Source organism: Bacillus sp. NPDC094106, assembly GCF_044764345.1.
In the GTDB taxonomy this organism is placed as follows: domain Bacteria; phylum Bacillota; class Bacilli; order Bacillales; family Bacillaceae_G; genus Bacillus_A.
The window spans coordinates 217,303-243,226 of sequence record NZ_JBIWHY010000002.1 but is presented as its reverse complement, the minus strand read 5'-3'; the positions used below and the strand labels follow the sequence as shown (position 1 = coordinate 243,226).

Sequence of the window (25,924 nt, the reverse complement as noted above, 5' to 3'; positions counted from 1 at the left end):
ATTTGCTATTTAGTCAAAATGAATTAAGGAGAATTTACACTGGAAGATACATAGCTTTTATTATTTGTTGTTTTAAAAATTTGGATTATTTCGTTTCTTTACATGCCCAAGCATCAATCTCAACTTTGAAGACAGGTGCAGCTAATGCGACTACATAAATCATTGTCGTACAAGGAAGGTGACCATCAAGAAAGTCACTGATTGCTTTTTTTCTTTGATCAGAGTCAATTTCTTCTACTAAATAAAATACTAGCTTTGTTAAATCTTGAACACCCATGTTAGCAGATTCAAGATTTTTTAAGATATTGTCTAGTGCTAACTTCATTTGTTCTAATGGATCTTCAGGTACAGTTCCGTCAACTTTCATACCTAATTGTCCAGATAATGTTAACCATCTATTAGGTCCAGTCACTTCAATTTGGTGTACATAAGGGGCTACTGGTGAGTGAATTTCTTTTGGATTTCTAGAGACTTTCACATAATCAATCCTTTTCTATTTTATTTTGATTAAACTTTAGAGCTACATATAGCCTTTCGTTTATTTTAACATAATTTTCTAAAAAATTTTTAGAGTTGTAATTTAATGAAGACTCGCACATATAGATGATTTATTGTCTTTTTCAATTTTATTGAATTTTAAACCAAACATAATCATTCGAAGTGGTAGAAAAGTCTTTGTTTCCATATAGTGTCGTTACGCATGTATACGGAATTTGCAAAGGGCTGAATGATACTCGGTCTTAAGTCTGAGATGAAAACGGTTCTTAAGCTCGTTATGGAAAAAAGAAAAAATAGTTAAGATAAGAGTATCAAATCGAAGGGAGGCAAGCACAAGATGAAACAATTTCTAGCGTTTATCGCGGCTGGTATTTTGGCCTTAATTGCTCTTGGTAGTCTTGCTGGTATTGTAGGATTCGCAATTGGAGCAGGGATTGTGTACTGGAGCTATAAATCATTTGTGCGAGCACAATCATTTTTTGGAAAGTTAGCTTGGGGTATTGTCGGTTTAATCGGCTTGTCAATCGCCCTTTCTAATTCCCCAGCATTAATCGGTATCGCAGCACTGGTAGTTCTATACTACGGATACCGTGAATGGAAAAAAGAAAAAGATGTAGTAGTAAATTCTGCTTCAGAAGGTTCTAAACCATATAGCAACTTTGAAGATGAGTGGAACAAGTTAATGAAAAACTAATATAAAACAAATTAAATCATAAAGTAGAAGAGAGGAAGATTATAATGAAACAATCTTTATTTGGACGTGTACGCGATGCAATTTTAGCAGATTTTCATAATGTTTTAGATGAGAAAGAAAGAAAAAATCCAATCGCTATGTTAAACCAATATTTACGTGATAGCGAGCGTGAAGTAACAAAAATTGAAAAGCTAATTCAGCGACATAAAACATTAAAAGCTAACTTTGCTCGTGAACTTGAGCAGGCTCGTTATTTCATAAATAAGAGATCTAAGCAGGCAATAATTGCAAAAGAAGCAGGGGAAATGCAGTTGCATGAACGTGCATTAGAAGAAGTAGCATACTATGAAGGGCAAGTAGCTCGCTTAGAAGAAATGTATGCAGGTGTAGTGGAACAAATTGATGAGTTAGAACGTCGTCTTTCTGAAATGAAAAACAAGCTAAAAGAAATGAATGCAAAACGCATGGAATTAATGGCACGCGAAAATATGGCACATGCAAATCGTCGTATGAATACGGCTCTTCATAAAATGGATGAGAATAATCCATTCTTACGATTTGAAGAAATTGAAGATCATATTCGTGATTTAGAGCTTCGCGTGAATGAAGATCATGAACGTGATACATTTGATATGAAAATTGCAAAGCTTGAGCGTGAAATGAAAGAAAAAAATGAAGTATCTTTAAACAAAGAAGTAATAAAATAATTGTAGTATATTATAAAATGAGCTTATGATATAGTGATAGAAGAAAAGGGGTTGGAAAGCAATGCCTTTTTCTTCTATTTATATGTAACAAGAAGGGGGGAGCTGAAATGAAGCAACAATTTTCAAAAACACAATTCGTGGGGATGCTCCTCATCATATTTGGATTCGGTCTTTTTCTTGACATGATTTTGGGGCGTTTTGAACCTGGGGGCCTTATTTTTGCAGTTATTATGATTGTGTTCGGAAGGCATTATCGAAAAAAGAATCGTTATGTGAGAGGGAACGTGTTTTTATTTATCGGAGGTCTCATTTTTTTATTCTTCCTATTTTCATCAGCGGCTTTTGTGCTCGTTGTATTTGCTTGCTTAGCTTTTATCGGTTATCAACTTATTCAAGGACAGCAGAAGCAAAAAGTTATCCAAGTGGAAATTAAGGAAAAAGGATATATAGATGAAGATAAACAAATTTATCGCACAGAACCATACCTGAAAAATATGATGGTAGGTAACGTACGAATGATGGATCATATTTATGAGTTAGAGGATATTAATGTTCAGTATGGGGTTTGTGACATTGAAATTGATTTGACGACAGCAATGATTCCCGAAGGAGAAACAGTCATTGTTATTCGTGGTGTTATTGGAAATATTCGGTTGTATGTTCCGTACGATATTGAATTATCTTTAAATCACTCTGTTATTGTTGGTAGAGTACTGCTGCCAGGACATGAAGAAACAGGATTTAATCGAAATGTTACATTTAAAACAGAACAGTATAGAGAAGCTCCTCGGCGTATTAAAATTATTTCTTCGCTTGTCGTAGGCGATACGGAAGTGAGGAAAGTATAATGAAAAAGCAAAGAAATATTTCATGGATGTACATTCGTTATTCTATGTTATCTTCTGTAAGTATTGCACTTATTTGTACGGTTGTATATGTATGGAAAAGTAAACAAGATGTATATGATTTGTTATGGAAAGAATCCATTGCTTCTGTTCCAATTGGCTTGTTAATCATGAGTACAAGTCTTCTTATTGGAGGAATTGTAGGATATGCCATTGGTTACTATATGCAGCAGCGCATTCAAGGCTTAAATACTTTTTTGTTTGAAGTAGAACGTGGGAATTTTCCAAAGGACGTTTCGTTTACTGCGGAAGATGAATTCCATGAAGTAGAGCGAAAAGTTATTGCGCTGGCCCGAAGATTAGAGGAACAGGCCGGTTTATTTCAAAAGGTAACGAATGAACGAGCTCATTGGAATGAAGAGATGAGACAGGAAGCTATTTCTCAAGAAAGGCATCGATTAGCAAGAGAACTGCATGATTCAGTGAGTCAGCAGCTGTTTGCAATGTCTATGATGATGTCAGCAATTAATGAACAGGTAACTCAAATTCCAGAAACAACAAGAAAGCAATTGCAACTTGTTGAAAATATGGTGGTAAATGCGCAATCGGAAATGAGAGCATTGCTTCTTCATTTACGTCCTGTACAATTAGAAGGGAAAAAATTAACAGAAGGTATAGAAGAGCTGTTAACAGAACTTTCTAGAAAACAACATATGAAAATTGAATGGTTGATTGAGCCCATCCAATTAAAAAAGGGTGTGGAAGATCATTTGTTCCGTATTGTACAAGAAGCGTTGTCTAACACGTTACGACATGCGAAAGCAAAGAAAACAGAAGTACGTCTTCGTCAAATCGATCAATATGCTATTTTAAAAATAATTGATGATGGTGTTGGGTTTGAAGTAGGTGTTAATAAGGCTGGATCATATGGCTTAAGGTCTATTCAAGAGCGTGTCCATGAAATTGGTGGAACATTAAAAGTGCTTAGTTTTCCGAATAAAGGTACACAAATTGAAGTAAAAGTACCAATTATGATAGAGAGAGAGGGGGAGCAGCATGATTAAAGTATTGCTTGTTGATGATCATGAAATGGTTCGAATGGGTGTATCCGCATATTTATCGACTCAACCAGATATCGAAGTAGTTGGGGAAGCTGAAAATGGAAGAAAAGGTTCAGAATTAGCGCTAGAATTAAGACCGGATATTATTTTAATGGATCTTGTTATGGATGAAATGGATGGCGTTGAGGCAACGCGTGCGATTATTCAAGAATGGCCTGAGGCTAAAATTGTAGTCGTAACAAGCTTTCTAGATGATGAAAAGTTATATCCTGTTATTGAGGCAGGGGCGACAAGTTATTTGCTAAAAACGTCAAGAGCAAGTGATATTGCAGATGCAGTACGAGCGACTTATGATGGAGAAACAGTGTTAGAACCAAAAGTTACTGGGAAGATGATGTCCCGAATGCGTCAAAAAAAAGAACAACCTTTGCATGAAGATTTAACAGAAAGAGAGTTTGAAATCTTATTATTAATTGCAGAGGGTAAGAGTAATCAAGAAATTGCAGATGAGCTATTTATTGCACTCAAAACAGTAAAGACGCATGTGAGTAATATTTTAAATAAATTAAATGTAAGTGATCGTACACAGGCGGTTATTTATGCGTTTAGACATCAATTAACAAAATAAGTTGGAACTTCCACTATACACATATAGGAGCTATTGGAGTGGTGGAAGTTTTCTTTATTGATGTGATTTATTGAAAGCGCTATCATTTAAGCGAAAATAATACATACAAAGGGGGAGTGTGTGTATGTTAGTTCAAACAATATTTGAAATGAGCAAGAACGAAAAGTTAGGGAATTACGTGAATGCATTACAGGCACTTCATACGCAATATGATATTGAGACAGATTGTATTGCGATAATTGAAGCTACAGAAGAATATTATCTATATATCAATTAAAAAACCGGCATAAACCCCCATCTTTTTAGGTGGGAGAGATCATCTGGCCATGCATAGAAGCGGTCATCAGGGCCTTTTTCTGCCACATGCGAAGTAAAAACAGAAAGAGCAAATGAGTGTAGGTTACTTTTTATTCCGCATAGCAGAGATTTAGATGTCGAAAAATTAAAATGGATTTATCTATTTCTAGTAAAACAAAAAGATTGTTATGGTGTGGTAAAAGTAGAAACGGTTGATATGAATCTTGAGTATGATACGAAAGCATATAGAGTAAGTAGTTTTAATCATGATTCCTATCAAATATCAAAAACTCCCTTAATGGGAGTTTTTGATTAAGATGCTTTAAGTTCAGAGGAGTTTTCCATTAGTGGTACTGGTTTTGTCCCCTTTAACTTGGCGATTATAAGACCGATTATTGCTCCTGTTAGTGCTGGTAAGAGCCAGCCAATTCCTTCAGTATATAAAGGGATCAATTCAAAGTAAGAAGTAAGGAATGTGACTGTTATATTTCCTTGTTTGAATCCATCGAATACACTCACAATTGCAGCGCCGATTAAAGCACCGACATAAACAGAGCGGTAACCACCGAAGTATTTATGAAGTAGTGATAATAGTACGAGTACGATAGCGATTGGATATACAACAAGTAATACTGGAACAGAGATCGCAATGATTTTTGTTAAACCTAGATTTGCTACTAGAAGTCCTAATGCGCAAATGATACCTGCTAGACTTTTGTATGAAAATTTTGTAAATAATGTTGAGAAATATTGGCTACATGCCGATACAAGTCCAACGCATGTTGTTAAACAAGCCAATGTAACGATAACTGCTAATAAAGCAAGACCGTAAGGACCAAATAATTGTTGAACAATAACCGTCAGTAATTGTCCACCATTTTTTGCATATCCAAGAGAAACGCTAGTTGCACCGAGCCAACCAAGTGCCCCGTATACAAGTACAAGCCCAGTAGCTGCAACAAGTCCTGCTTTTGCCGTTGCGATAGCAATTGATTTACGATTTTCTACACCTTTAGAACGGATTGCATTCACGACAATAATTCCAAATGCAAGTGCTGAGATCGTATCCATCGTTAAATAACCTTCCATAAATCCTTTGAAAATTGGAGAAGTTTGATACTCTTGCATTGCTGGACCTGATTGTCCAAGTGGTGTAAAAACACTTTTTACAAACAATACGAAAATAGAAAGTAATAAAATAGGTGTTAATACATTCCCGATCCGGTCTACTAGTTTAGAAGGATTTAAGCTGAGACAATATACAATGGCAAAGAAAATAATGGTATAAACAAATAATGTTAACTCGCTAGTACGAACTGCTTCTGGTAAAAAGGAGCTAACGCCCATTTCATAAGCGACGTTAGCAACACGTGGAATTCCCATAGATGGACCAATCGCAATATAGACAACAATCGTAAAGAAAATTCCGAATATTGGGTGGACATGACTTGCAAGTTGCTGCATTCCATTTCCCGAAAGAGAGATTGCAATAACAGTTAATAATGGTAAACCAACTCCTGTTAATAAAAATCCAATCATAGCTGGCCAAAAGTGTTCACCAGCATTTTGACCAAGCATTGGAGGGAAAATTAAATTACCTGCCCCAAAAAATAAAGAAAATAGCATAAGACCCGTGAAAAATACATGTTTTTTTGATACGGTGTTCATTGTTGTTCCTCCTGTTATAAAAATTCATCCGTAAGAATACAAAAAACTCGTCCCTTAATAAAGGGACGAGTTATATTTACCCGCGATACCACCCTAATTTATACATGTAGAAATATATCTATATGTATACGGCTTTGCAACGTACAACATGATACGTGTTCCTTGTAACGGGGGACAGCCGGTAAGAACTTACTACATTCTTCGGTTCTACTTCTCGGAGATGATTTTCGGTTACGTACTGAACATTGGCTTTCAGCAAAATGCCAACTCTCTGGGGAACAGCCCTATAACGTACTCGTTCTCGTCAATGAATTTTATTTAAGTATTCTGACAGTATTTTCACATGTTTTTTTAGTAAAGTCAATAGATTTTTTGAATAAAATTTTAAAGAGATGTATCTATATAAATACAAGTTGAAAAACCGACATAAAGACCCCTATCTTTTTAGGGGGACGGGAGCATTTGGCCATGCATAGAAGCGGCCAGGTCCTTTTCCTGTCACATGCAAGGGTGAAAGCAAAGGGAGAAAGAGAGTGCAGGTCATACTTTATTCTGTGTAGCAGCGACTTATATGTGTGAAATTGAGTGAATATAATATGCAAAAGCTTTCACTTTATTGTATGAGGGAGAGGAATCGATTTTTGTAAAAAGTATGTAAAACTGTATGGGGGATTGTTAAATTTTTTGAGAAATATGACAATTAAAAAGGAAAGCAGGAATTTTAAAAATTTATAGAGAATAATACAACAATCCACTTGTTGGAAAAAACAAACCAAAAAGAGGTGACTGAAATGCTTGCGATGGGAGTATTATTAGGGATTATCGCCATTTGTGGTTTTATATGGTTATATTATTCACGTTCGTTTAAACAAGCAGAAGTGTTACTCTTTCAAAAAGGTAGTTTGTTGACAAATCAATCTAGATATTTAGTATGTCCGAAGTGTGGAAGTGCACAGGCCAGAAGTGGAGGCTATCAAGAGTGTTGCAAAATTAGATTATGAAAGGAGGAAGCCTCACAAAATGATGTGAGGCTTCCTTACGCTTTTGTAGCGCTCCAAATCGTCCAGCGGTCACGTTCGACAATTGGAGCAATGTTGTTCAGTTCAGTGTGAATATGGTGTAGAAGCTGAGAAAGTTCGCTGTCTGTTAGTTCGTATAAAATAGATCGACCTATTCGTGGCGACAAATCTTGTAGTAATGTTTCAATCGAATCGTGAATCTTTCGAATTTCCCATATCGTTTGAAACGGTAGAGGGTGTAGACCGCTTTTTGTTAATAATTGCTGTACAAAGGCAGCCTTTGGTCTTCGTTTTGCCTCTGTTTGAATGAGTTTCGGATAAATAGAGAAAAAATACCCACGAATGTGTTCTGGGCTTCCGGGAATTGTACAATCTTCAATTGTTCGATCTTGCAGAATCAACATTCCATCTTTTTTTAAGATACGAGAAGCTTCTAGTAAAAATTTAGGAATGTCTTGTAAATGATGAATAACAGCACGGGAAATTACAATATCAAATGTTTCGTTAACAAATGGGAGATGATGTGCATCGCCATGAACAAATGAGATGTTTGAGAATGCAGCACAATTTTCTTCTGCGGCTTGTAACATTTCTTTTGAAAAATCGAAACCAACAACTTTTTTAGCCCCCATAAATGAAAGCTCTTTCGTATAAATGCCGCCACCGCAGCCAATATCGATTATTTTTTTATTTTTTACATCTATAATGCTTTGGATCATTTCACCCCAAGAAACGTCTGCGTTGCGTGTGGCATAGGTATACTTATTATTAGGATCGTGAAAATTAATGGACATGTGAAAGCCTCCCTTCATATATAGTATATCTTATTCCATCGTACATAACGTTTTTGTTTTATTGTTAAGAATAATAAGCATTTCTTATGCTAAATAGGGGGAAATAGGGTTGATTAAGAAATATTTACTATTTTTATTTGTCTTATTATTAGCATCATGTGGTCAAATGGAACAAAAAAAGGAGAAGAAACAAGTAGAAGAGACGGTGAGTCGTATGGAGGGAACCTTACAAGTAACGGTTATACAAAAAGGGAAGATAGAAAAGGTTTTAAAACAGGAAGAAGCAAAGATTGTAGTGGATATTATGAATAAAGCTGAGAAACAAGAGATAACAGGAAGTTTTGGGGAACCAGAGTATGAAATACAGGTTGAGAAGAAGGGAAAGAAGGAAACGTATCGTGCGTGGCTTAGAGGAGAATCACGCGAGGGTTGGCTGCAAAATCAAAAAGGGACGTATATGCTTACAAAACCTGATACAGAAAAGCTTTTATCAATACTTTCAATTGGTGAAAAGCAGAAAAATGATGATACAAAAGGGAACGTTTTAACAGAAGTGACAAAAAAGGACATGCAAATTACTGCTTTCCATATTAAAACGGATGAGAAAAAAATTAACTACACTGTATTTTATACCATCTCGGATTCTTTATATAAAACGTTAGAAACAGAAGGAGAGTATTATTTTCAATTGATCTTTCCGGAAAAAGTACAACAGATAGTCGAAAAAAAAATGAGTGGGCCTATTGCAGGAGAAAAAGTTAGAGAAGGATATAAAAAGTATGAAGTACACCTTACTGTACCTATAGAGAGTGCATCAACTTCTCAGCTAAAAGCATTAGAAACTTATTATGATCATTATGATTTACAAGTATTAAATCATAATAAAGCAAAAGTCGGTACATTTCAAAATATTATTCAAATTGTAAAAGATTATGGTGAAAAAATGAATTTACAAAGATAGATACAATTTTTCCTAGGAAATGATAATAGAGTGAGCCCGAAGGCCCACTCTATTATTTTGTTTTTGTAGAAGGCTCATTAATTGATTTTCGTGTAATAAGATAAGAAATCATAAGAGCAGAAAGAACAATCAAGGAAATTAATAGGTGATTCGGTAACCAATCTAATAGTAGTACATAACTAACTGTATAAAAAATAAGTGTGGAAGCTAAAAAGGAAAGAGTACCTATTATGAAAGATTGTAATGTCATTTTGTGCGACCTCCTTTCAATGTTATTTTCGTCTAAATTTGGATGTTATAAACATGATTTCCAATAAAATAAAAAAATATGGCATAATGGAAAAAAAGAGAGAGCAAAGGAGAGGAATATGAAAAAGAATAATACAAAAGGATTATGGGGAATTTTAGCCGCAGTAGGAATATTTCTGCTTTCTAAGCTGAAATGGGTATTCGCAATTTTAAAATTTGCAAAATTTTCAACGGTGTTTAGTATGTTACTTTCACTTGGGGCATATGCAACTATATATGGTTGGAAATTTGGTGTAGCACTGATTTATCTGCTTTTTGTTCATGAAATGGGACATTTGTGGGCAGCAAGAAGAAAAGGTATACCGACATCTCCAGCAATTTTTATTCCATTTATGGGTGCTCTTATTGGAATGAAAGAGTTGCCGAAAAATGCAAAGGATGAAGCATATCTTGCATACATGGGGCCTCTTTTTGGATTATTATCATTTTTACCAGCTATTCCGCTCTATATGATAACAAATGAACCATTTTGGGCCCTTGTTATTTTACTTGGAAGTATGTTGAACTTTTTTAACTTGATTCCGGTTTCTCCGTTAGATGGAGGACGAATTATTTCCGTTGTAAGTACAAAAATTTGGATCGTAGGTCTGGTTGTATTACTGGGTTATTCTATTTTCTTCAAAAGCATTATGGGTGGTTTTATTTTTATAATAGGTTGTATGGAATTGTATAGAATAATGAAGCGAAATAAACCGATAGAAGAACTGGGCTATAAAGTAGATGTGCTGAAAACATATCTTGCCAAATTTCAAGAGGAATTTCAAGAAACAGAAGCCGTACATCGAACAATCTATATGATCCATCATGAAATGAATCTATTAAAGCAAAAAGAAAAAGAGAATCGGTTAGAAACAGGAGAGCGTCAAAGGATTGAAGTATTGGAGTACTTATTACCCAAATTTGAGCAGTTTGATTATGTACCGTATGAAGATGAAAAAGAAGAACATTTACTTCGGATAAAAGAAACATTAGAAGTATCAGAAAGAAAAATGAATGAATGGAAAAAAGAAAAGAAACAACAAGAAGATTATTATAAAGTAGATGCTAAAGCAAGGTGGATAGTGTTTGTTTGTTATATGGGATTACTTGCAATATTAGGTTATGCTGCTTACGAAGGGCATTTCATTTTACAGGAATACTTGCCACAGCGAAATGTGTAGAAAAACAGTGTCGAAATGATGAGAAGTATTTATACAGGAATTCCGTTTTTACAAGAGAATGTTACAAATATAACGATTTGTGAAAATAAATGTAATGTTCATAGTGGAAAAGGAGTTTGGTATATGAAGAAAATATTTGCCATACTTGGAACTATAATTGTGATGGGAATTGCGAGCTATGGATGTCTGAAAGTATTGTTATACTATGCAAATAAACCTGCTGGCATATCTGCAATACCAAACGTGGAGCGTGTGGAAGAAAAGAAAAATGTATTACAATTCATCCGCACGACACATGAAAATTATAACAATTTCTTAAATTATGGTAAAGCTGAGAAGTATACGGAAGGGGATTGGAATCACCTTGTGCAGTGGTTTCAAGAACAAGAACCGTCTTTAAAAGATATATATAAAGAAATAAAAAATGAGAAGATGAAGAGAGATGTAAGACGAAGTTATGAAATAATGAAAAAGGGCATAGAAACTAGGAAAATTGAATATGTAGTTTATGCTCACCGTGTTTATCACGATTTAGACATTTTTGTAAATAAATATACAGGTGAAACAAATATATGGGGATACACAGAGTTTGGAGACGGAAAAGATGTACAGGTCATTGAACAAGTCCTACAATCGCAGTCATAAGCTAGCCTGTTTTGGTTAGCTTATTTTTTTGTGGGAACGATAGGTAAAGTATGGACAGGGTGATTTAATAGCAGTAATGTGAGAGTAATTTGAATCGTTCATATATTTTTCACAAAAACACCGTGTTTATAGTGATTAAAATCACAACGTTCATTGTATATTTTGTTTACACTAACAATAGTTAAGAAAATAAAGGAGTGGGATACCATGTTAAGTGCAAAAACAATTGAAATTGTAAAATCAACAGTACCATTATTACAAGAAAAAGGTGTTGAGATTACAACACGATTTTATCAAATTTTATTCTCAGAGCATCCTGAGTTATTGAATATTTTTAATCATACAAACCAGAAAAAAGGTAGACAACAACAAGCATTAGCGAACGCTGTGTATGCAGCAGCGACATATATTGATAATTTAGAAGTCATCATTCCTGTTGTAAAACAAATTGCTCATAAACATAGAAGTTTAGGCGTTAAAGCAGAACATTATCCAATTGTAGGTACATGCTTATTACAAGCAATTAAAGAAGTTGCAGGGGCGCCAGAGGAAGTATTAAATGCTTGGGGAGAAGCTTATGGTGTTATTGCTGATGCATTTATTAGTGTTGAAGCAGGAATGTATGAAGAGGCAGCGAAAAAAGAAGGCGGCTGGAGAGATTTCCGTAATTTTGTCGTTGTGAAAAAAGAAAAAGAAAGCGACGTAATTACATCGTTTTATTTAAAACCGGAAGATGGTGGAGAGCTTTCAACATTCTTACCTGGTCAGTATGTAACGGTTCAAATCAATATAAAAGGCGAAACATATACACATAATCGTCAGTATAGTCTATCAGATGCTTCTGGAAAAGACTACTACCGTATTAGTGTAAAACGTGAAACGGTTGCAGATACTCCAGATGGAAAGGTATCTCATTATTTACACGACCATGTGCAAGAAGGTGATATTTTACCAATAAGTGCACCAGCGGGAGATTTTGTATTAAATATGGATTCAAACTTACCGGTTGTATTAATAAGTGGTGGTGTTGGTATTACGCCGATGATGAGTATGTTTAATACTTTAACTGAACAAGAGTTGAATCGTGATATATACTTTATTCATGCAGCATTAAACAGCCGTGTACATGCAATGAAAGATCATGTGCAAAAAGTTGCTGAAACACACGAACAAGTAAAAGTATATACTTGCTACTCTTCACCAACAGAACAAGATTTACAGGTGAAAAACTTTGATAAGGAAGGATTTGTTGATTTAGCTTGGTTACAATCTATCGTTCCGACAAATGAAGCTGAATTTTATTTCTGTGGTCCAGTACCATTTATGAAACATATTCATGCGGCATTACTAGAGTGGGGCGTTCCATCTGAGCGTATTCATTATGAATTTTTTGGACCAGCAGCAAGCTTGCAATAGCAACTACCACCTTGCTATATAAGAATGGGGTTATAAAGAAAAAACGAGGTGTTATTGCACCTCGTTTTTTGCTTGCTCTCGTAATAAGCGATTTACTGTTTCGCGTCGTACTCCTATGAGTTGACCAATTTCGGTTTGTGTTAATATTTCATAGATAGAAATTTCTCCTAAATATAAGGCAAACCATTCTTGTAAACGATGGAGTCGTTCTTTTGGAGAAACTGTTGTTAATTGATCAATTCGCTCTTGCATCATTCGTAATTTCGTTTGTAGTTGCATGGCGATATCAGCATATGATTCTGGATTCTCCTGTAGTTTTTCATACCATGTATTACTTATAATAGGCTCGACTTCTGTTTTCATTAAAGCAATTGTTGTACCATGATACTCCTTCGGTGAAATTAAAGAATGGTGAGGAATTGTTTCACCAGGAACAATGATGTTAAATAAAAATGGTGTTCCATCTTCTTGTAATCGAACAACTTTCAATAGACCACTTTTAATAAAGTATAAGGGCCCTTCTTCACCTTGACGAAATAATATGTCTCCTTTATGTAAAATCAATGTTAGCACCTCATTTAAGCATTCCTACTGGTTCATTTTAACCGATTTATAGTGTTTCTGTATTAAAAATATAAATATAAAAGAAGATAAGCTTACAAAACAGCAATTTTATTGACGAAATGTATGCTATTACAGTAGTATACTATTTAGTGTGTAATAGTACTAGCAATGAATACGCTGTAGGGGGTTTAGTATATTGTTAGATGCGAAGATGACTGATATGAAAATTCCAGCTAATGCCACCATACATGTGGAGGAGATGAAAGGTGGAGTCGTTCTATCAGTGGAAATAGATGGCCAAATTATTTATACAATGGCTTACGATGAAGAGACAGATAGTTATGCTGAACTGTATGACCGAAATGATAAACGAGCACGTCAAGTACATGAAGATTTTATGGGGTGGTCACTCCTTCACTAAAAAGATGTCAATATGACATCTTTTTTTATTGAATCGATAGATTATACAACTGTATGCAACAAACAGCTGAAATTTGTAATAATTGATTTTGCATTGTTAGCACATTGTAACGGCAAGGTACCTGTTTTTTCGCTATCATAAGGATAACAGTCACAAGTATAGGAGTGGTCAACTTGAACAAATTACATATTTCAAATTTGATGTTGTTGTGTGTGTGCGTAGTATTATGTGTCTTGTTAGGGTCATTTTTATATTCTTGCGTATAATAAAAAAACGTATTCTAAAAAGAACACGTTATAGAAATGAAGTAATAATTAATTTAGTACCAAGAATAATCAATGTAATACGTAATAAATTAATTATAGCATTACCGCTTAATTTCGTATTAATATAAGCCCCGATTTTTCCTCCAACCCAAGCGCCAGGAATAAGAATTACTGCGTAAATCCAGCTAACATTTCCGAAAGAGATGTGGGTTAAAGAATTTACAATCGCAGATAAAAAGACAATAAACATTGAAGTCGCGACAGCGATTTGTGCCGGGAAAGCAAAGAGAAGCATCATTGCTGGAACAAGCAGTGCACCTCCGCCAATTCCAAATAATCCAGATATGAAACCGACTGCAAATGCGATAATGATAGAAAGAAACGGTGGAAATTGATAATGAACAGTATTGCCCTCAGCATCTGTAAAAGAGCGCTTAATAACAGTTGCATTTGATAGGGAAAGAGGTTTCAATTTATCGCGTAACATGAGAAGGACCGATATGAAAATAAGGAAGATTCCAAAGTATAAAGAGAAAGTATCCTGATTTAAAAATCTGTTTGCCCACGATCCAATAATGCCACCAGGACCACTACCAATAAATAAAATAAGTCCACTTTTATAATCTACTCGCTTATGCTTCATATAAGTAAGAGTAGAAGATAAACCGGTGAAAACGACCGTCACAATTGAAGTTCCAACTGCGAGCTGTGGTGATAGACTATGCAGTCCAATTAGTAAAGGGACAATAATAATTCCCCCACCAAGCCCAACTAGGCTCCCGATTGTTCCTGCCAGTAAACCAATGAAAAGTAACATGATGTATTCCAAAATTGACAACTCCTCTGTATAACTCATTCAACACTCATTATACACATTTTTCTTAAGAAATAGGTTTGTTCACAAAAAAGTCGCCTTCCTAGAAAAATAAGGAAAACGACTTTTGATTAGAACATGAAATGTAATAGGTAATAAAATAAAGCAGCTAATGAAGCGGAAATCGGAAGCGTAATAACCCATGTAATTAACATACGTTGTGCCGTTCCCCATTTTACACCTTTTACACGATGAGAAGAACCTACTCCTAAAATAGAAGAAGAGATAACGTGCGTTGTACTAACTGGTAAATGAATAAATGTTGCTCCGAAAATTACAAGAGATGACGATAAATCAGCAGCTACTCCGTTTACAGGACGAATTTTCATAATTTGTCCACCGACAGTTTTGATAATTTTCCATCCACCAACAGAAGTACCAAGACCCATTGCAACTGCACATGAGAATTGAACCCATATCGGGATATCACTAGAATTATGGAGACCAGTTGTCATTAATGCCATAGTAATAATACCCATTGCTTTTTGAGCATCATTTGTACCATGTGTGTAAGCTTGTAATGCCGCCGTTCCGATTTGGAATAGACGGAAGTTTTTATTGGTTTTCGTTAAGTTAAAGTTTTTAAAGACAACTTTAAAAATACTATACACAATAAAACCAATAACAAATGCGATGATCGGTGAAATAATTAAAGCTTCAATAATTTTAATAAATCCTTTGAAGTTAATAGCACTTACACCAGCAGCAGCAATTGCAGCACCTGCGATTGCACCAATAATTGCATGCGAAGAACTACTTGGGATTCCATAGTACCAAGTGATTAAGTTCCAAGCAATTGCAGCAAGCAGAGCAGCTAAAATAACATATGAACCGTGTTCTAAAGCAAACGGGTCAACGATATCTTTTGTAATTGTTTTTGCTACACCTGTAAATGTCATTGCACCTAAAAAGTTCATAATAGCAGCCATAATAATGGCTTGTCGCGGCTTCAAAGCTTTTGTAGAAACAGCTGTCGCAATGGCGTTCGCTGTATCATGGAATCCGTTAATAAAGTCGAAAGCTAAAGCACAAATGACTATTAAAACAGTTAAAATCAAGACTGTATCCATGATCAAACTCCTTATGCGTTCTTCATAATAATTGTTTCTAACACGTTTGCTACGCTTTGGCAGCTATCAGCTACTTCTTCTAATTCTTCGTAAATCTCTTTGTACTGAATGATTTTAATTGGATCTTTCTCGCGAGAGAACAAATGCTTAATTGCATGACGACGAATATCATCACATTGCGATTCGTAATCTTTGATCTTAATTGCGTTTGTGCGAATATCAAGCAATTTCTTATTAGACATTAATTCTACAGAAGCGGCAATCTCAATCGCACATTGATTAATTGCTTCAACAAATTTAATCATGTATTCATCTGCTTCAGTGATAGAATACATTTCGAATAAGCCAGCACTGTGGTCTAATCCGTCTAATACATCATCCATGCTCATTGCAAGTTGCAGGATGTCTTCACGTTCAATAGGAGTGATAAATGCTTTGTTTAACTCCATGATGATTTCGTGAATATATGAGTCACCTTTTGACTCATATTCTTTCATGCGCATAGAAAATTCCTTAAGATCACTAGCACTCTTAATCTTATACTCCACAAAGAACTGCGCGCCTTCTTTTAAATTTTCAGAAACATTCATTAACATTTCAGAAAATTTATCTTTTTTCGATTTAAAGACCATTATTGTTACCCCCACCAAAAAGTAATATATGTAAAATACATTGGCTAGTCAATTCTAACAAAAAACTGTCGTTTTTTAAAACATTTTATCGAAAAGTTTACAAAAACTTAACATAACGCACATTGATGTATTAATAATATTAATAATCAATAATGAATATCTTACTTGTAGAATGCCCTTTTCTTGTAAAAAGTATGAATGTAAAAGAAATACTTTACACCTAAGGAGGTATTACGATATTATAATGAATTTAAAAGGAGGGAGTTTCTTCCTTTTTCTAATAAGAGTGTAAACAAATGAAGGAAGTGGATCAATGAAATTGAACAACACTCATTTAAAGAACATGCTTGAGTGGTTCAACAAGAGGAAGAAACTGCGCAATATATTATTTATTTTTGGCGGTTTATTTATTACTCTATTTGTTGTTGTAAATATAATGATATCCATTCAAGACATATCGGCATTAAAACAGGCTGTTCCGCAACCGACACTTATTTATGATGTAAATAAAGAAGTGGCAGCGAAGCTATCATCTTCAAAAACAGAAGGAATTAAAAGAAAAGATATTCCTGATATTATGGTTCAAGCAATTGTAGCGGTGGAAGATAAGAATTTTTTTAGACATCATGGTATTTCTTATAGTGGAGTTATGAGTGCGGTATTAAAAAACCTTACTGCGGGGGAAGTAGTTGCTGGTGGTAGTACAATTACGCAACAACTTGCAAAAAATGTATTTTTAACACAAGAACGCACATTTTCACGGAAAGTTAAAGAGTACTTTTTAACAAAAAAAATAGAGCGTACGTATACAAAAGATGAAATTATTGAAATGTATATGAATCAAATTTACTTTGGTGAAGGTGCTTGGGGTATAAAAAAAGCTGCTAAATCATACTTCGATAAAGAGGTAAAGGATTTAACAATAGCAGAAGCTGCAACAATAGCAGGATTAATTAAGGCGCCATCGACCTATTCGCCGTATAAAAATTTTAATAAATCAATTGAAAGACGTAACGTTGTTTTAGCATTAATGAAAGAGCAAGGATATATTACAGAAGAGCAGTATAACAAGGAGAAAGAAACGGGTCTTGTTTTACGCCGAGGTGTTGATGATAAGTACAAAGGAAAATACTCGCAATATGTAGATTATATTGTAAGAGAAGCGATGGAGAAATATGAATTAACGCAAAATGAAATTTTAGCTGGCGGCTATCGTATTTATACTGAGCTTGATCCGAAAAAGCAACAGGCGGTAGAGGATGTTGTCAACAATGATAATTACTTTAAAGGAAGCAGTTCAGATCAAATGATGCAAACGGGGATTGTGCTTATGGATCCAAAAACTGGTGGTGTTCCAGCATTAGTTGGTGGTAGGGGATCATATCAATTTTTACAATTTAATCATGCAACGCAATTAAAAAGGCAACCAGGATCAACTTTGAAGCCTTTTGCGGTATATGTGCCAGCTTTAGAGCAAGGGTATGAAGTGTATGATGTGTTAAAAGATGAACCGCTTACTATAAAAGATTATACGCCCCAAAACAGTGATCATACTTTTCATGGCGATGTTACAATGTATGAAGCGGTCGCAAAGTCTTACAATGTATCAGCGGTTTGGTTATTAGAACAAATCGGATTAGAAAAAGGTTTGAAGTCGTTAGAGCGTTTTGGTATTCCATTAGAAGAGGAAGACCGTACTTACCCTATTGCTTTAGGCGGAATGCATACTGGAACTTCTCCGTTTGTAATGGCTCAGGCTTATGCAACTCTTGCTAATGATGGTGTACAAGTTGAAGGACATGCAATTAGGGAAATCCAAAATGCCGAAGGGGAAACGGTTGGAAAATGGTATAAAAAAGAAACTCGTGTAACGAGTGAGAAAACCGCCCAAAAAATGACGTACTTACTAAAAGGTGTTGTTGAAAAGGGGACGGGTGAAAAAGCAAAGCTTAAAAATATTGATACAGCTGGTAAAACAGGAACAACTCAAATTGTAGGTGGTCCAAGTAGTGGAGCGAAAGATTCTTGGTTTGTTGGTTATACTCCAGATTTAGTTGGTGCAATCTGGGTAGGATACGATAAGACAGATAGCGAACATTATGTACCAGGTGGTAGCCAAATTACGACGACGATGTTCCGAGATATCATGAAAAAGGCTGATGAAAATCCTGCTCAAAAAGCATTTCAGTTATCGTTAATATCAGAAACAGAGTATACAAAACAGTTAAAGACGATTGAAGAAGAAAAAAGACGAAAAGAAGAAGAAAAACAAAGAAAAGACCAACAAAAAGAATGGCTGGATAAAGTGAAAGAGTGGATTCCATTCTTTTAAGAAGAAAAAGAGGCGAATGATTATATTCGCCTCTTTTTTACATGAAGTGAAAAAATCCCGTAGAGGATGAATGATTATTTATTGAGAAGAACACTTGTATTAGCATGAACTGGTGAGCTATAAGTAATAGAAATGGTTCCTTTGCTAACTGGTTCATAAGGTAGATCTTCTTCATATTCTCCAGTATTTTTATTGTGAATGGATAATGTAACCTCATCAATTTCTTGATCGTTATATTGCTCTTGAATCTCTTTTGCAATTTGAATTAGATCATGATAAGCGGAAGCTTCTGTAATAATCATTCCTTTCATGACTCTTTTTTCTTTATGTGTGGAAGACGAAAGAGGTACTGTATTTTGTTTTGCATATAATAGCTCGTATGAAGCTATCTTGCGGTTTTCTGCTGCTTGTGATGTTGAGGTGTATTCTAAAGTCAAAAAGAGTCCTGAACATAAAACGATACAGAATATAAGGGTGATCCAAAAGCGTATTGACGATAAAACTTTCATTTTCATCCCTCTTTCCTATCAGTGTCTTCATTATTTATCATACAAAATGAGCGTTAAGCTAGGGTAAATTTGAGGTAAAGAAACGTAAAGAAGGAGAATCGGTTGTATTGTTTAAGCATGCTCTGACAGTAGGAGTAGAGATATTGAATAATCAAAATGAAGTACTTTTAAAGAAAGATTCGAAAAGAGATTGGGGATTTTCATATGTAAAATGATGTGGTAATTGACTCACTAATTGTTCATAAAAACGAACCTTATTTTCTAATTCTTTTATTTGATTTTCATGAGATAAAATAGTATCCTCTTGAAGCATAAATAAATAACTCCTCAATTTTAAAATTTTTCCACCTAGTATATCATATTTTTATAAAGAGATTCTGAAATAAAGCATGGAATGCGATAAGATGAATGTGAATAGGAGAAAGGAGGAATGAGATTGATTTCCATTGGATTAACAGGATGGGGAGATCATGATTCTTTATATACAGATTCCTATGAAAATAGAAATAAATTGCGAATATATAGTGAGTATTTTCCCATTGTTGAAGTTGATAGTTCATTTTATGCAATGCAGCCAGCTCGAAATTATACAAAGTGGGCCGGAGAAACACCAAAAGATTTTTCCTTTGTTGTTAAAGCATACCAAGGAATGACAGGACATATGCAGGGCGAAATCCCATTTTCAACAATTGATGAGATGTTTGAGGTATTTAAACAATCGATTCTCCCGCTTCAAGAAACAAGTAAATTAAAGATGATATTATTTCAGTACCCACCTTGGTTTGATTGTCAGAAGAAAAATGTAGATTTACTTCGTTATACAAAAGAAAAAATGGAAGGGTTACCTTGTGCCATAGAGTTCCGAAATCAAACATGGTTTCATTCCAATATGTATGATAAGACATTGCAATTTTTAGAACAGGAAAAGTGGATTCACACGATTTGTGATGAGCCGCAAGCTGGAATTGGTTCTGTTCCACTTGTATTAGAAGCAACTCATTCTGAAATGGCACTGATTCGTTTTCATGGTCGTAATGTTCATGGATGGCTCGATAAAGGAGAAAATTGGCGGGCAGTGCGCTGCTTATATCGCTACAATAAAAAAGAGTTAGAAGAATGGGTAGAACGATTAGCGAGATTACAGAAGAAGACAAAGAACATATACGTATTATTTAACAATAATTCAGGCGGAGATGCTGCGGATAATGCAAAACAACTCATGGAAATGATGAATATTACATATGGAGAACCAAAGCCGGAACAGCTTAATTTATTTGAATAAGTATAAAGTGAATTCCACACTTAACTTTTTTGCTCTTGCTAAAGTTGGAAGAGAAGTTTTTACTGTTCACGAATAGCGGGACAAAAAGAAAAACACTGTACAAACAGGGGGAATGTACAGTGTTTTCTATATGAAAAAGAGGGGTAACAATGTGTTACTGAGCGTTTGTTTGATTCATCAATTGTTGGCTTCGTAATAAATGATAATGGTTATCATTATCATTGTCAATAGTTTTTCAGAAATAAAATAAAAAATCTCATGTATTTTGGAAAAGATTCAGTAGTATTCTGGTTTAGGCAGAAGTAGACTGGTTAAGATTCAAGTGTAGAAAAAAGAGGAGGAATAAAGAAAGAACAGCGATTAACGCTGTTCTTTTTCAGTGACATACTGTTGTAAATCAAAAGGAGTTATTTCTTGAATAAACTCCTTGGAGATAAGTGATTGAACGAGTGTGCTTTCTGAGATTGTAGCACCTGTTTTCTTTTGATAAGCTTGTTTTAATAAACCGAGTTTTTCTGCTATTTCTTTTGGTAATTCAATTGTTAATGTGCTCATAATTTCTCCCCCTTGTTATTAGAGTACCACTACAATATAGGAGAAACAAGAAAAGAGAATATAAAACATAAAAAAGGCTACCAGTCATAAAGTTGGTACCCTTTTTTATGTATAAGAACTATGTGTATTCTTTTATGCAATACCGATATACTTTAAAGTTTTGGATGGAGTACTGTGATCAAAGAAGTGTTGTAAAAATGCAATATCAACACCAGATTTGTATGCACAATATCCCCAAGTTTTTCGAAGTGTATGTGAGCTAATCCCTTCTAAACCAACTTCTTTTGCAGCTTTGTTTAAAATGTACCATGCGTGCTGTCTTGTAATGGATTTTGTTCCTTTTTGAGACTTTAACAATGGTTCATTTCTTTTCCATGTTTTACGTTCTTTCATGTAATCTTCGATTGCGTGCTGTAAGTCTTCGTTTACAGCAAACCATTTATGTTTCTTTACTTTTTCATTGTAAAATAAAATGGAATGGCGAACATTTTCGTTTTCATCAATCACATCACCGACTTTTAATTGTAAGATTTCACTTACTTTTAGGCCCGAATTTACAGCTAATACGAATAATAAGCCATCACGTTTCGAAGATTGTAAAAGTATATTTTTGATTTTTTCTAATTGTTTTTCGTTTTGAATAGGTTGTCCTGCTTGTTTCATTTCACGCACTCTCCTCTTTTATATGTGTAAAGGAAAGGATTAACTTGGTTACTACTATAAAGGGAGAGTGTGAATTCCATGTGAACTCCTAGTGAAATTGAGACAAATTATTTGACTTCTTTTACTTTTTGTAAATCGAAATAAAACACAACACTATCATCGGTGTTATACACACCGTAGCCGGCACGGTGAAGTTCTAAAATGTTTTTTACAATAGATAGACCAAGTCCAGTTCCTCCAGTATGGCGGCTTCGTGAGGCGTCTAAACGATAGAAGCGATCCCATATTTTTTGTAAGCTTTCATCTGGAATTGGATTACCAGTGTTTTCAATTTCTACTTTTACTTTATCTTCTTTCTCTATAACGCGAATACTGATTTCTTTACCATCAGGTGTATAGCGGATGGCATTGCTGAGTAAATTCACAACAACTTGTTCAATACGATTTCGATTTGCTTCGACATATATAGAAGGATTTGCATCAATCTCTACTTGTAAGTGTTTTTCCTCCACACTAAATAATAGCTTTGTATATACTTGTTGAACAAGTTCACCAATGGAAAAGGCGGTCATTTCTAATTTATACGTGCCAGATTCTAGTTTTGCTAGTTCCAGCATTTCAACGATGAGTCGATTCATATTTTCTGTCTCTTCTAGAATAACGTCCGTATAGTATGTGGTATCTTTGCTGACACCATCTTTAATGCCTTCTGCAAAACTTCTAATAACGCTTAGCGGTGTTTTTAGTTCATGAGATACACCAGAAATAAATTCTTTTCGAGTTCTTTCTAATTGGCGTTCTCGTTCGATATCTTGTTGTAATTTCGCATTTGCGACATTTAATCGGTCAATTCGGTCTTTTAAGTTTACAGATAGTGTATTAATACTATTAGATAAACCACCGATTTCATCATCTGCTGAAACAGGTAATTTTTCACTAAAATCAAAATTAGCCATTTTTTTTGTAACACGATTCATTTTTATAAGCGGCTTAACAATGATTTTTGAATAATAAAAGGATAGCAAAATGATAACAAAAAATACGATGATTAATGCATAGACGTAATAATCTTTTAAAACGAGCATTGCTTCATCGACAGGCTGTAAGGAAGTCATTGCAAAAGCAAATTCTTTAATTTCTTTGTTTTCAATAATAGGTTGTACAAAAATTTGACTTTTAACTTCATCCTCGCCACCTATTGTATAAGTAGTTAATTTGTTTGGATCCGTTTGACCAAGCACGATAGATAATCCCAAGTGCTGAGCAGCTTGTAATATCTCTAAATTATTTGCAAGGCGAATCTCATTTTTGGAAGGAAGGTGTATTTTAGAAATAACCCCTTCAAATGTATCAAAGTGAAGTGTTGGAGTTTTGGAATACTTGTTGTTCTGAGATTTTGGTAAATCAATATTAAATAGTTTAAAGTCAGATATAAGATTATCATTTTGCCATGAATTATAGGAGGTTCCAATTCGAGCAGGGATAATTATATTGTCTTTTAAAATTCCTGTTACTTGAATAAGAACATTATTTTTTAGCTGTAAGTTCATGAATTTATTGTATTCATCTATCGTTAAAATATTGTTAAGTGGAATCGAAAATGTTTTATTAGATGTAGTATCAACAATTTCAATATAATAATTATTTTCATCTTTTATAATTCCGTTACGGTCTAAAAAAACGATGTCAGCATTGGTTTTTTCGTGAAACTCTTGTTTCAATTTTCTTGTTTCTTCAAACGAACCATCACTTTTTTTATAATTTGATAAAAACTTTTCAAAAGCAGTTTGGACGGTTTTTACTTTTTTATCGATATAAAATTTTTCTAAATATAGCGATTGTCCAATGAAAAAAAGGAGAAAAGTAATAGTAAATAGTGCTGCTGTTAATAAAAATAGTTTAAAGACGATACTTCTTTTTTTCACTTTTTCACCTCATAAAAGAGTACTTGTATAAATATTTTCTTTATTATAACAAACGTCAAAAGAAAATAGGAATTGAAAATCTGTCCCGTTCTGGAGTAGTTTTTTGTAAAAAGTCATATAAATTGTTAATGAAGTTGAATTGTATTTTCATTTTATATATGACAAAAAGAACCCGCCAGACGTATGACAAGTTCTTTTGCATATTACTGTTGAATTGCAGCATCTAAAGCGATTTCAATCATTTCGTTAAATGTAGTTTGACGCTCTTCAGATGTTGTTTCTTCTCCAGTGAAGATATGGTCACTTACAGTTAATACAGATAATGCGTTTACGCCGTATTTTGCTGCTAATGTATAAAGGGCAGTTGTTTCCATTTCTACTGCTAATACACCGTACTCACCTAACTTTTTAACCATGTCCATACTCTCGCGATAGAACACATCTGCTGTTAAGACATTACCAACGCGAACGTGTAATCCTTTTTCTGTTCCAGCATCATATGCTTTCTTTAGAAGATCGAAGTTTGCAGCTGGTGCAAAATCAAACCCTGGGAATATTAAACGATTCACATTAGAATCTGTACAAGCTGTCATTGCGATAATAACATCGCGTACTTTTACATCTTTTTGAATTGCGCCACATGTACCTACGCGAATTAAGTTTTTCACTCCATAGCTTTGGATTAATTCGTTAACATAAATAGAAATAGAAGGAACACCCATGCCTGTACCTTGAACGGAGACACGCTTTCCTTTATAAGTTCCAGTGAAACCTAACATGCCACGCACGTTGTTATAGCAAGTTACATCCTCTAAAAATGTTTCCGCAATATACTTTGCACGTAATGGATCGCCAGGTAATAAAATAGATTCAGCAATTTCGCCTTGTTTTGCTTCAATATGAATGCTCATAAAAAAACCTCCTTGTTATGTATAGATATAAATCAACATCATTTGCATTATACACTAGGAATCCTACCAAGTGAACTACTTAGAGGGATGAGATTCTTTCGATACCTTGATTATTTTACGAGCGGAAGGGGTTGCTTAGTTTTCGCATTTTATTTATCTACTCAACTTTATATAATTACTTGTCAAAGAACACTTCATCATTTTCGCGCAAAGTGAGGAAGAAGATTTCTTACCTAAAGTTAGTTAAAATCTTTTTCCTGTTTGTAGTATATACAGAGTATACTGTTTTCAATAGTTTGTTATTTAATTCACTATTTATGGTGAACGTTTTCCTTTATTTTATAGAGGATATTTATACGAAAAAATAGAATGGATGTATAACAATATTCTGTTTGCAGAGATAGGTATAATAATTGTGTCATAATTTATAAAAAGTATGGCAGGTGATTGTTTGAAAAATCTTGTCATTGGGCTAATTGCTTTATTATTTATTGTAGCTGGTGGATTCTACATGCAAAAGTATAAAGGAACGACAGAAACAACAGGGGATATTCGAGAGGTAAAATGGGATATAAAAAATAGAAAAGGAAATGAAAAAGCAGACATTAGCTTTCAATTATTCAATAAAAATAACAATGAGGTTCGTGGAGTGAATGATCAGATTCGAGCGATTATTGTAGACGAACAGTTGAAAGGAATGGAGCAAATAAAACCCACATTTACTGGTAATGGCTCATATAAATTGTCTCCGGGTATATCGAAAGATACCGCTTATACCATTTTCTTATATGAAGATCGTGAGAAGACAGAGCAATCATTTTCTAAGAAAGATTTTGGGGAAGAAGACAAGAAAAAACAAAAAAGTCTAGTTGCAGACACTGTACTTACAAAAAAAATTGGTGACTATCAAATGTCTCTTTTATTTGGGGCCCTGCATCCAAATGAAGCTGCTACATTAACATTCCAATTTCAGATGAGGAAAGGAGAAAGATTGAAATTTAATTCTGATACAGGAGAACATGCGGCTCTTTATATTGTTGATGAAAAGAGAGAGCATTTTTTATATGCAATTCCTACCAATGAAGACGAACAATTACAATATCGTATTACATTTCCGGAAGAAGGAATGTATAAAATATGGGGTACCTTTTATTTAAATGGTAAAAAGTACGAAAAAGAGTTTGTCATACAAGTTCAGAAACGAAAAAACAGCTAGAA

At 34.4% G+C, this 25,924-nt stretch carries 28 protein-coding genes, 2 pseudogenes and 1 other annotated feature; of the genes and pseudogenes, 16 read left to right on the top strand and 14 right to left on the bottom strand.

Annotated features, from left to right (window positions below):
• Nucleotides 1–85 precede the first annotated feature (85 nt).
• A complete protein-coding gene (locus ACIQ7L_RS04090) occupies nt 86–478 on the bottom strand; it encodes a RidA family protein (protein WP_400566856.1) in 393 nt (130 codons plus the stop codon).
• 357 nt (nt 479–835) lie between these two features.
• Between ACIQ7L_RS04090 and ACIQ7L_RS04085 the strand changes: the two genes are divergently transcribed.
• From ACIQ7L_RS04085 to ACIQ7L_RS04055, 7 genes and pseudogenes are all read left to right on the top strand, one after another.
• Nucleotides 836–1,192 (top strand): lmo0954 family membrane protein, encoded by a 357-nt coding sequence (locus tag ACIQ7L_RS04085; protein ID WP_097897304.1) that lies wholly within the window; start codon nt 836–838, stop codon nt 1,190–1,192.
• A 44-nt stretch (nt 1,193–1,236) separates the two neighbouring features.
• Complete coding sequence (locus ACIQ7L_RS04080) at nt 1,237–1,899, top strand: PspA/IM30 family protein (RefSeq protein ID WP_400566852.1); 663 nt, start codon at nt 1,237–1,239, stop codon at nt 1,897–1,899.
• Nucleotides 1,900–2,006: 107 nt separating this feature from the next.
• On the top strand, nt 2,007–2,747 hold the full coding sequence (gene liaF, locus ACIQ7L_RS04075) for a cell wall-active antibiotics response protein LiaF (RefSeq protein ID WP_400566850.1): 741 nt from the start codon (nt 2,007–2,009) through the stop codon (nt 2,745–2,747).
• Nucleotides 2,747–3,808: a sensor histidine kinase gene (locus ACIQ7L_RS04070; protein WP_400566847.1), complete on the top strand. Its 1,062-nt coding sequence runs from the start codon at nt 2,747–2,749 to the stop codon at nt 3,806–3,808. The genes liaF and ACIQ7L_RS04070 overlap by 1 nt, the downstream gene beginning before the upstream one ends.
• Nucleotides 3,801–4,433: a response regulator gene (locus tag ACIQ7L_RS04065; RefSeq protein WP_097897300.1), complete on the top strand. Its 633-nt coding sequence runs from the start codon at nt 3,801–3,803 to the stop codon at nt 4,431–4,433. Before ACIQ7L_RS04070 ends, ACIQ7L_RS04065 begins: the two co-directional genes overlap by 8 nt.
• A gap of 124 nt (nt 4,434–4,557) precedes the next feature.
• Nucleotides 4,558–4,704: pseudogene (locus tag ACIQ7L_RS04060) on the top strand (DUF3992 domain-containing protein); the annotation flags it as partial.
• 138 nt (nt 4,705–4,842) lie between these two features.
• On the top strand, nt 4,843–5,046 hold the full coding sequence (locus tag ACIQ7L_RS04055; RefSeq protein WP_400567140.1) for a DUF3992 domain-containing protein: 204 nt from the start codon (nt 4,843–4,845) through the stop codon (nt 5,044–5,046).
• On the opposite strand, the gene brnQ3 is transcribed toward ACIQ7L_RS04055, so the two are convergent.
• Nucleotides 5,043–6,398 carry a branched-chain amino acid transport system II carrier protein BrnQ3 gene (gene brnQ3 / locus ACIQ7L_RS04050; protein ID WP_400566844.1) on the bottom strand — a complete coding sequence of 452 codons (1,356 nt, stop codon included), beginning with the start codon at nt 6,396–6,398 and terminating at the stop codon, nt 5,043–5,045. The genes ACIQ7L_RS04055 and brnQ3 overlap by 4 nt on opposite strands.
• 58 nt (nt 6,399–6,456) lie before the next feature.
• Nucleotides 6,457–6,715 (bottom strand) — a binding site (T-box leader).
• 474 nt (nt 6,716–7,189) lie between these two features.
• On the opposite strand from brnQ3, the gene ACIQ7L_RS04045 reads away from it, so the two are divergent.
• Complete coding sequence (locus tag ACIQ7L_RS04045; protein WP_400566842.1) at nt 7,190–7,399, top strand: hypothetical protein; 210 nt, start codon at nt 7,190–7,192, stop codon at nt 7,397–7,399.
• A gap of 35 nt (nt 7,400–7,434) precedes the next feature.
• Here the strand turns inward: ACIQ7L_RS04045 and ACIQ7L_RS04040 are convergent, their stop codons facing one another.
• Nucleotides 7,435–8,211, bottom strand: a complete 777-nt coding sequence (locus ACIQ7L_RS04040; RefSeq protein ID WP_400566841.1) for a class I SAM-dependent methyltransferase — start codon at nt 8,209–8,211, stop codon at nt 7,435–7,437.
• A gap of 109 nt (nt 8,212–8,320) precedes the next feature.
• Here ACIQ7L_RS04040 and ACIQ7L_RS04035 point away from each other — a divergent pair, with 109 nt between their 5' ends.
• Nucleotides 8,321–9,172, top strand: coding sequence for a YhfM domain-containing protein (locus ACIQ7L_RS04035; RefSeq protein WP_483861801.1), 852 nt, complete (start codon nt 8,321–8,323; stop codon nt 9,170–9,172).
• A 52-nt stretch (nt 9,173–9,224) separates the two neighbouring features.
• Here ACIQ7L_RS04035 and ACIQ7L_RS04030 read toward each other — a convergent pair whose 3' ends face one another.
• Nucleotides 9,225–9,422 (bottom strand): hypothetical protein, encoded by a 198-nt coding sequence (locus tag ACIQ7L_RS04030; protein ID WP_097897296.1) that lies wholly within the window; start codon nt 9,420–9,422, stop codon nt 9,225–9,227.
• 118 nt (nt 9,423–9,540) lie between these two features.
• Here ACIQ7L_RS04030 and ACIQ7L_RS04025 point away from each other — a divergent pair, with 118 nt between their 5' ends.
• From ACIQ7L_RS04025 to hmpA, 3 genes are all read left to right on the top strand, one after another.
• Nucleotides 9,541–10,641, top strand: a complete 1,101-nt coding sequence (locus ACIQ7L_RS04025) for a site-2 protease family protein (protein WP_400566838.1) — start codon at nt 9,541–9,543, stop codon at nt 10,639–10,641.
• A 123-nt stretch (nt 10,642–10,764) separates the two neighbouring features.
• The gene (locus ACIQ7L_RS04020; protein ID WP_400566835.1) at nt 10,765–11,286 is read left to right on the top strand and encodes a hypothetical protein; all 522 of its coding nucleotides are present in this window, start codon (nt 10,765–10,767) and stop codon (nt 11,284–11,286) included.
• 207 nt (nt 11,287–11,493) lie between these two features.
• Nucleotides 11,494–12,702 carry an NO-inducible flavohemoprotein gene (gene hmpA / locus ACIQ7L_RS04015; protein ID WP_400566833.1) on the top strand — a complete coding sequence of 403 codons (1,209 nt, stop codon included), beginning with the start codon at nt 11,494–11,496 and terminating at the stop codon, nt 12,700–12,702.
• Between the two features lie 51 nt (nt 12,703–12,753).
• Here the strand turns inward: hmpA and ACIQ7L_RS04010 are convergent, their stop codons facing one another.
• A complete protein-coding gene (locus ACIQ7L_RS04010) occupies nt 12,754–13,266 on the bottom strand; it encodes a Crp/Fnr family transcriptional regulator (RefSeq protein ID WP_400566832.1) in 513 nt (170 codons plus the stop codon).
• A gap of 196 nt (nt 13,267–13,462) precedes the next feature.
• On the opposite strand from ACIQ7L_RS04010, the gene ACIQ7L_RS04005 reads away from it, so the two are divergent.
• The gene (locus tag ACIQ7L_RS04005) at nt 13,463–13,687 is read left to right on the top strand and encodes a hypothetical protein (protein WP_400566829.1); all 225 of its coding nucleotides are present in this window, start codon (nt 13,463–13,465) and stop codon (nt 13,685–13,687) included.
• Nucleotides 13,688–13,981: 294 nt separating this feature from the next.
• Here the strand turns inward: ACIQ7L_RS04005 and ACIQ7L_RS04000 are convergent, their stop codons facing one another.
• The 3 genes from ACIQ7L_RS04000 to ACIQ7L_RS03990 all read right to left on the bottom strand — a co-directional run bounded on the left by ACIQ7L_RS04000 (nt 13,982) and on the right by ACIQ7L_RS03990 (nt 16,529).
• The gene (locus ACIQ7L_RS04000) at nt 13,982–14,782 is read right to left on the bottom strand and encodes a sulfite exporter TauE/SafE family protein (protein WP_400566827.1); all 801 of its coding nucleotides are present in this window, start codon (nt 14,780–14,782) and stop codon (nt 13,982–13,984) included.
• Between the two features lie 116 nt (nt 14,783–14,898).
• Nucleotides 14,899–15,897: an inorganic phosphate transporter gene (locus ACIQ7L_RS03995; RefSeq protein ID WP_400566825.1), complete on the bottom strand. Its 999-nt coding sequence runs from the start codon at nt 15,895–15,897 to the stop codon at nt 14,899–14,901.
• Between the two features lie 11 nt (nt 15,898–15,908).
• Nucleotides 15,909–16,529, bottom strand: a complete 621-nt coding sequence (locus tag ACIQ7L_RS03990) for a DUF47 domain-containing protein (RefSeq protein WP_400566822.1) — start codon at nt 16,527–16,529, stop codon at nt 15,909–15,911.
• Nucleotides 16,530–16,842: 313 nt separating this feature from the next.
• Between ACIQ7L_RS03990 and ACIQ7L_RS03985 the strand changes: the two genes are divergently transcribed.
• On the top strand, nt 16,843–18,861 hold the full coding sequence (locus tag ACIQ7L_RS03985) for a transglycosylase domain-containing protein (RefSeq protein ID WP_400566819.1): 2,019 nt from the start codon (nt 16,843–16,845) through the stop codon (nt 18,859–18,861).
• Nucleotides 18,862–18,935: 74 nt separating this feature from the next.
• Here the strand turns inward: ACIQ7L_RS03985 and ACIQ7L_RS03980 are convergent, their stop codons facing one another.
• Nucleotides 18,936–19,370, bottom strand: a complete 435-nt coding sequence (locus ACIQ7L_RS03980) for a hypothetical protein (protein WP_400566817.1) — start codon at nt 19,368–19,370, stop codon at nt 18,936–18,938.
• 193 nt (nt 19,371–19,563) lie between these two features.
• Nucleotides 19,564–19,683 (bottom strand): annotated as a pseudogene (locus ACIQ7L_RS03975) (PAS domain-containing sensor histidine kinase); the annotation flags it as partial.
• Between the two features lie 123 nt (nt 19,684–19,806).
• Between ACIQ7L_RS03975 and ACIQ7L_RS03970 the strand changes: the two are divergent.
• Nucleotides 19,807–20,652, top strand: coding sequence for a DUF72 domain-containing protein (locus ACIQ7L_RS03970; protein WP_400567136.1), 846 nt, complete (start codon nt 19,807–19,809; stop codon nt 20,650–20,652).
• 360 nt (nt 20,653–21,012) lie between these two features.
• On the opposite strand, the gene ACIQ7L_RS03965 is transcribed toward ACIQ7L_RS03970, so the two are convergent.
• From ACIQ7L_RS03965 to deoD, 4 genes are all read right to left on the bottom strand, one after another.
• The gene (locus ACIQ7L_RS03965; protein WP_400566816.1) at nt 21,013–21,207 is read right to left on the bottom strand and encodes a DUF3924 family protein; all 195 of its coding nucleotides are present in this window, start codon (nt 21,205–21,207) and stop codon (nt 21,013–21,015) included.
• 132 nt (nt 21,208–21,339) lie between these two features.
• On the bottom strand, nt 21,340–21,870 hold the full coding sequence (locus ACIQ7L_RS03960; protein ID WP_097897286.1) for a tyrosine-type recombinase/integrase: 531 nt from the start codon (nt 21,868–21,870) through the stop codon (nt 21,340–21,342).
• 107 nt (nt 21,871–21,977) lie between these two features.
• Nucleotides 21,978–23,795 (bottom strand): sensor histidine kinase, encoded by a 1,818-nt coding sequence (locus ACIQ7L_RS03955; protein WP_400566813.1) that lies wholly within the window; start codon nt 23,793–23,795, stop codon nt 21,978–21,980.
• A 203-nt stretch (nt 23,796–23,998) separates the two neighbouring features.
• A complete protein-coding gene (gene deoD / locus ACIQ7L_RS03950) occupies nt 23,999–24,706 on the bottom strand; it encodes a purine-nucleoside phosphorylase (RefSeq protein ID WP_400566811.1) in 708 nt (235 codons plus the stop codon).
• A gap of 436 nt (nt 24,707–25,142) precedes the next feature.
• Between deoD and ACIQ7L_RS03945 the strand changes: the two genes are divergently transcribed.
• Entirely contained in the window at nt 25,143–25,922 is a 780-nt protein-coding gene (locus tag ACIQ7L_RS03945; protein ID WP_400566809.1) for a hypothetical protein, read from the top strand.
• Nucleotides 25,923–25,924 lie beyond the last annotated feature (2 nt).

Coding starts and splice junctions, on each gene's coding strand:
- ACIQ7L_RS04085 (WP_097897304.1), top strand. CDS start 836: ATGAAACAATTTCTAGCGTTTATCGCGGCTGGTATTTTGGCCTTAATT.
- ACIQ7L_RS04080 (WP_400566852.1), top strand. CDS start 1,237: ATGAAACAATCTTTATTTGGACGTGTACGCGATGCAATTTTAGCAGAT.
- liaF (WP_400566850.1), top strand. CDS start 2,007: ATGAAGCAACAATTTTCAAAAACACAATTCGTGGGGATGCTCCTCATC.
- ACIQ7L_RS04070 (WP_400566847.1), top strand. CDS start 2,747: ATGAAAAAGCAAAGAAATATTTCATGGATGTACATTCGTTATTCTATG.
- ACIQ7L_RS04065 (WP_097897300.1), top strand. CDS start 3,801: ATGATTAAAGTATTGCTTGTTGATGATCATGAAATGGTTCGAATGGGT.
- brnQ3 (WP_400566844.1), bottom strand. CDS start 6,398: ATGAACACCGTATCAAAAAAACATGTATTTTTCACGGGTCTTATGCTA.
- ACIQ7L_RS04045 (WP_400566842.1), top strand. CDS start 7,190: ATGCTTGCGATGGGAGTATTATTAGGGATTATCGCCATTTGTGGTTTT.
- ACIQ7L_RS04040 (WP_400566841.1), bottom strand. CDS start 8,211: ATGTCCATTAATTTTCACGATCCTAATAATAAGTATACCTATGCCACA.
- ACIQ7L_RS04030 (WP_097897296.1), bottom strand. CDS start 9,422: ATGACATTACAATCTTTCATAATAGGTACTCTTTCCTTTTTAGCTTCC.
- ACIQ7L_RS04025 (WP_400566838.1), top strand. CDS start 9,541: ATGAAAAAGAATAATACAAAAGGATTATGGGGAATTTTAGCCGCAGTA.
- ACIQ7L_RS04020 (WP_400566835.1), top strand. CDS start 10,765: ATGAAGAAAATATTTGCCATACTTGGAACTATAATTGTGATGGGAATT.
- hmpA (WP_400566833.1), top strand. CDS start 11,494: ATGTTAAGTGCAAAAACAATTGAAATTGTAAAATCAACAGTACCATTA.
- ACIQ7L_RS03995 (WP_400566825.1), bottom strand. CDS start 15,897: ATGGATACAGTCTTGATTTTAACTGTTTTAATAGTCATTTGTGCTTTA.
- ACIQ7L_RS03990 (WP_400566822.1), bottom strand. CDS start 16,529: ATGGTCTTTAAATCGAAAAAAGATAAATTTTCTGAAATGTTAATGAAT.
- ACIQ7L_RS03985 (WP_400566819.1), top strand. CDS start 16,843: ATGAAATTGAACAACACTCATTTAAAGAACATGCTTGAGTGGTTCAAC.
- ACIQ7L_RS03980 (WP_400566817.1), bottom strand. CDS start 19,370: ATGAAAGTTTTATCGTCAATACGCTTTTGGATCACCCTTATATTCTGT.
- ACIQ7L_RS03965 (WP_400566816.1), bottom strand. CDS start 21,207: ATGAGCACATTAACAATTGAATTACCAAAAGAAATAGCAGAAAAACTC.
- ACIQ7L_RS03960 (WP_097897286.1), bottom strand. CDS start 21,870: ATGAAACAAGCAGGACAACCTATTCAAAACGAAAAACAATTAGAAAAA.
- deoD (WP_400566811.1), bottom strand. CDS start 24,706: ATGAGCATTCATATTGAAGCAAAACAAGGCGAAATTGCTGAATCTATT.
- ACIQ7L_RS03945 (WP_400566809.1), top strand. CDS start 25,143: ATGGCAGGTGATTGTTTGAAAAATCTTGTCATTGGGCTAATTGCTTTA.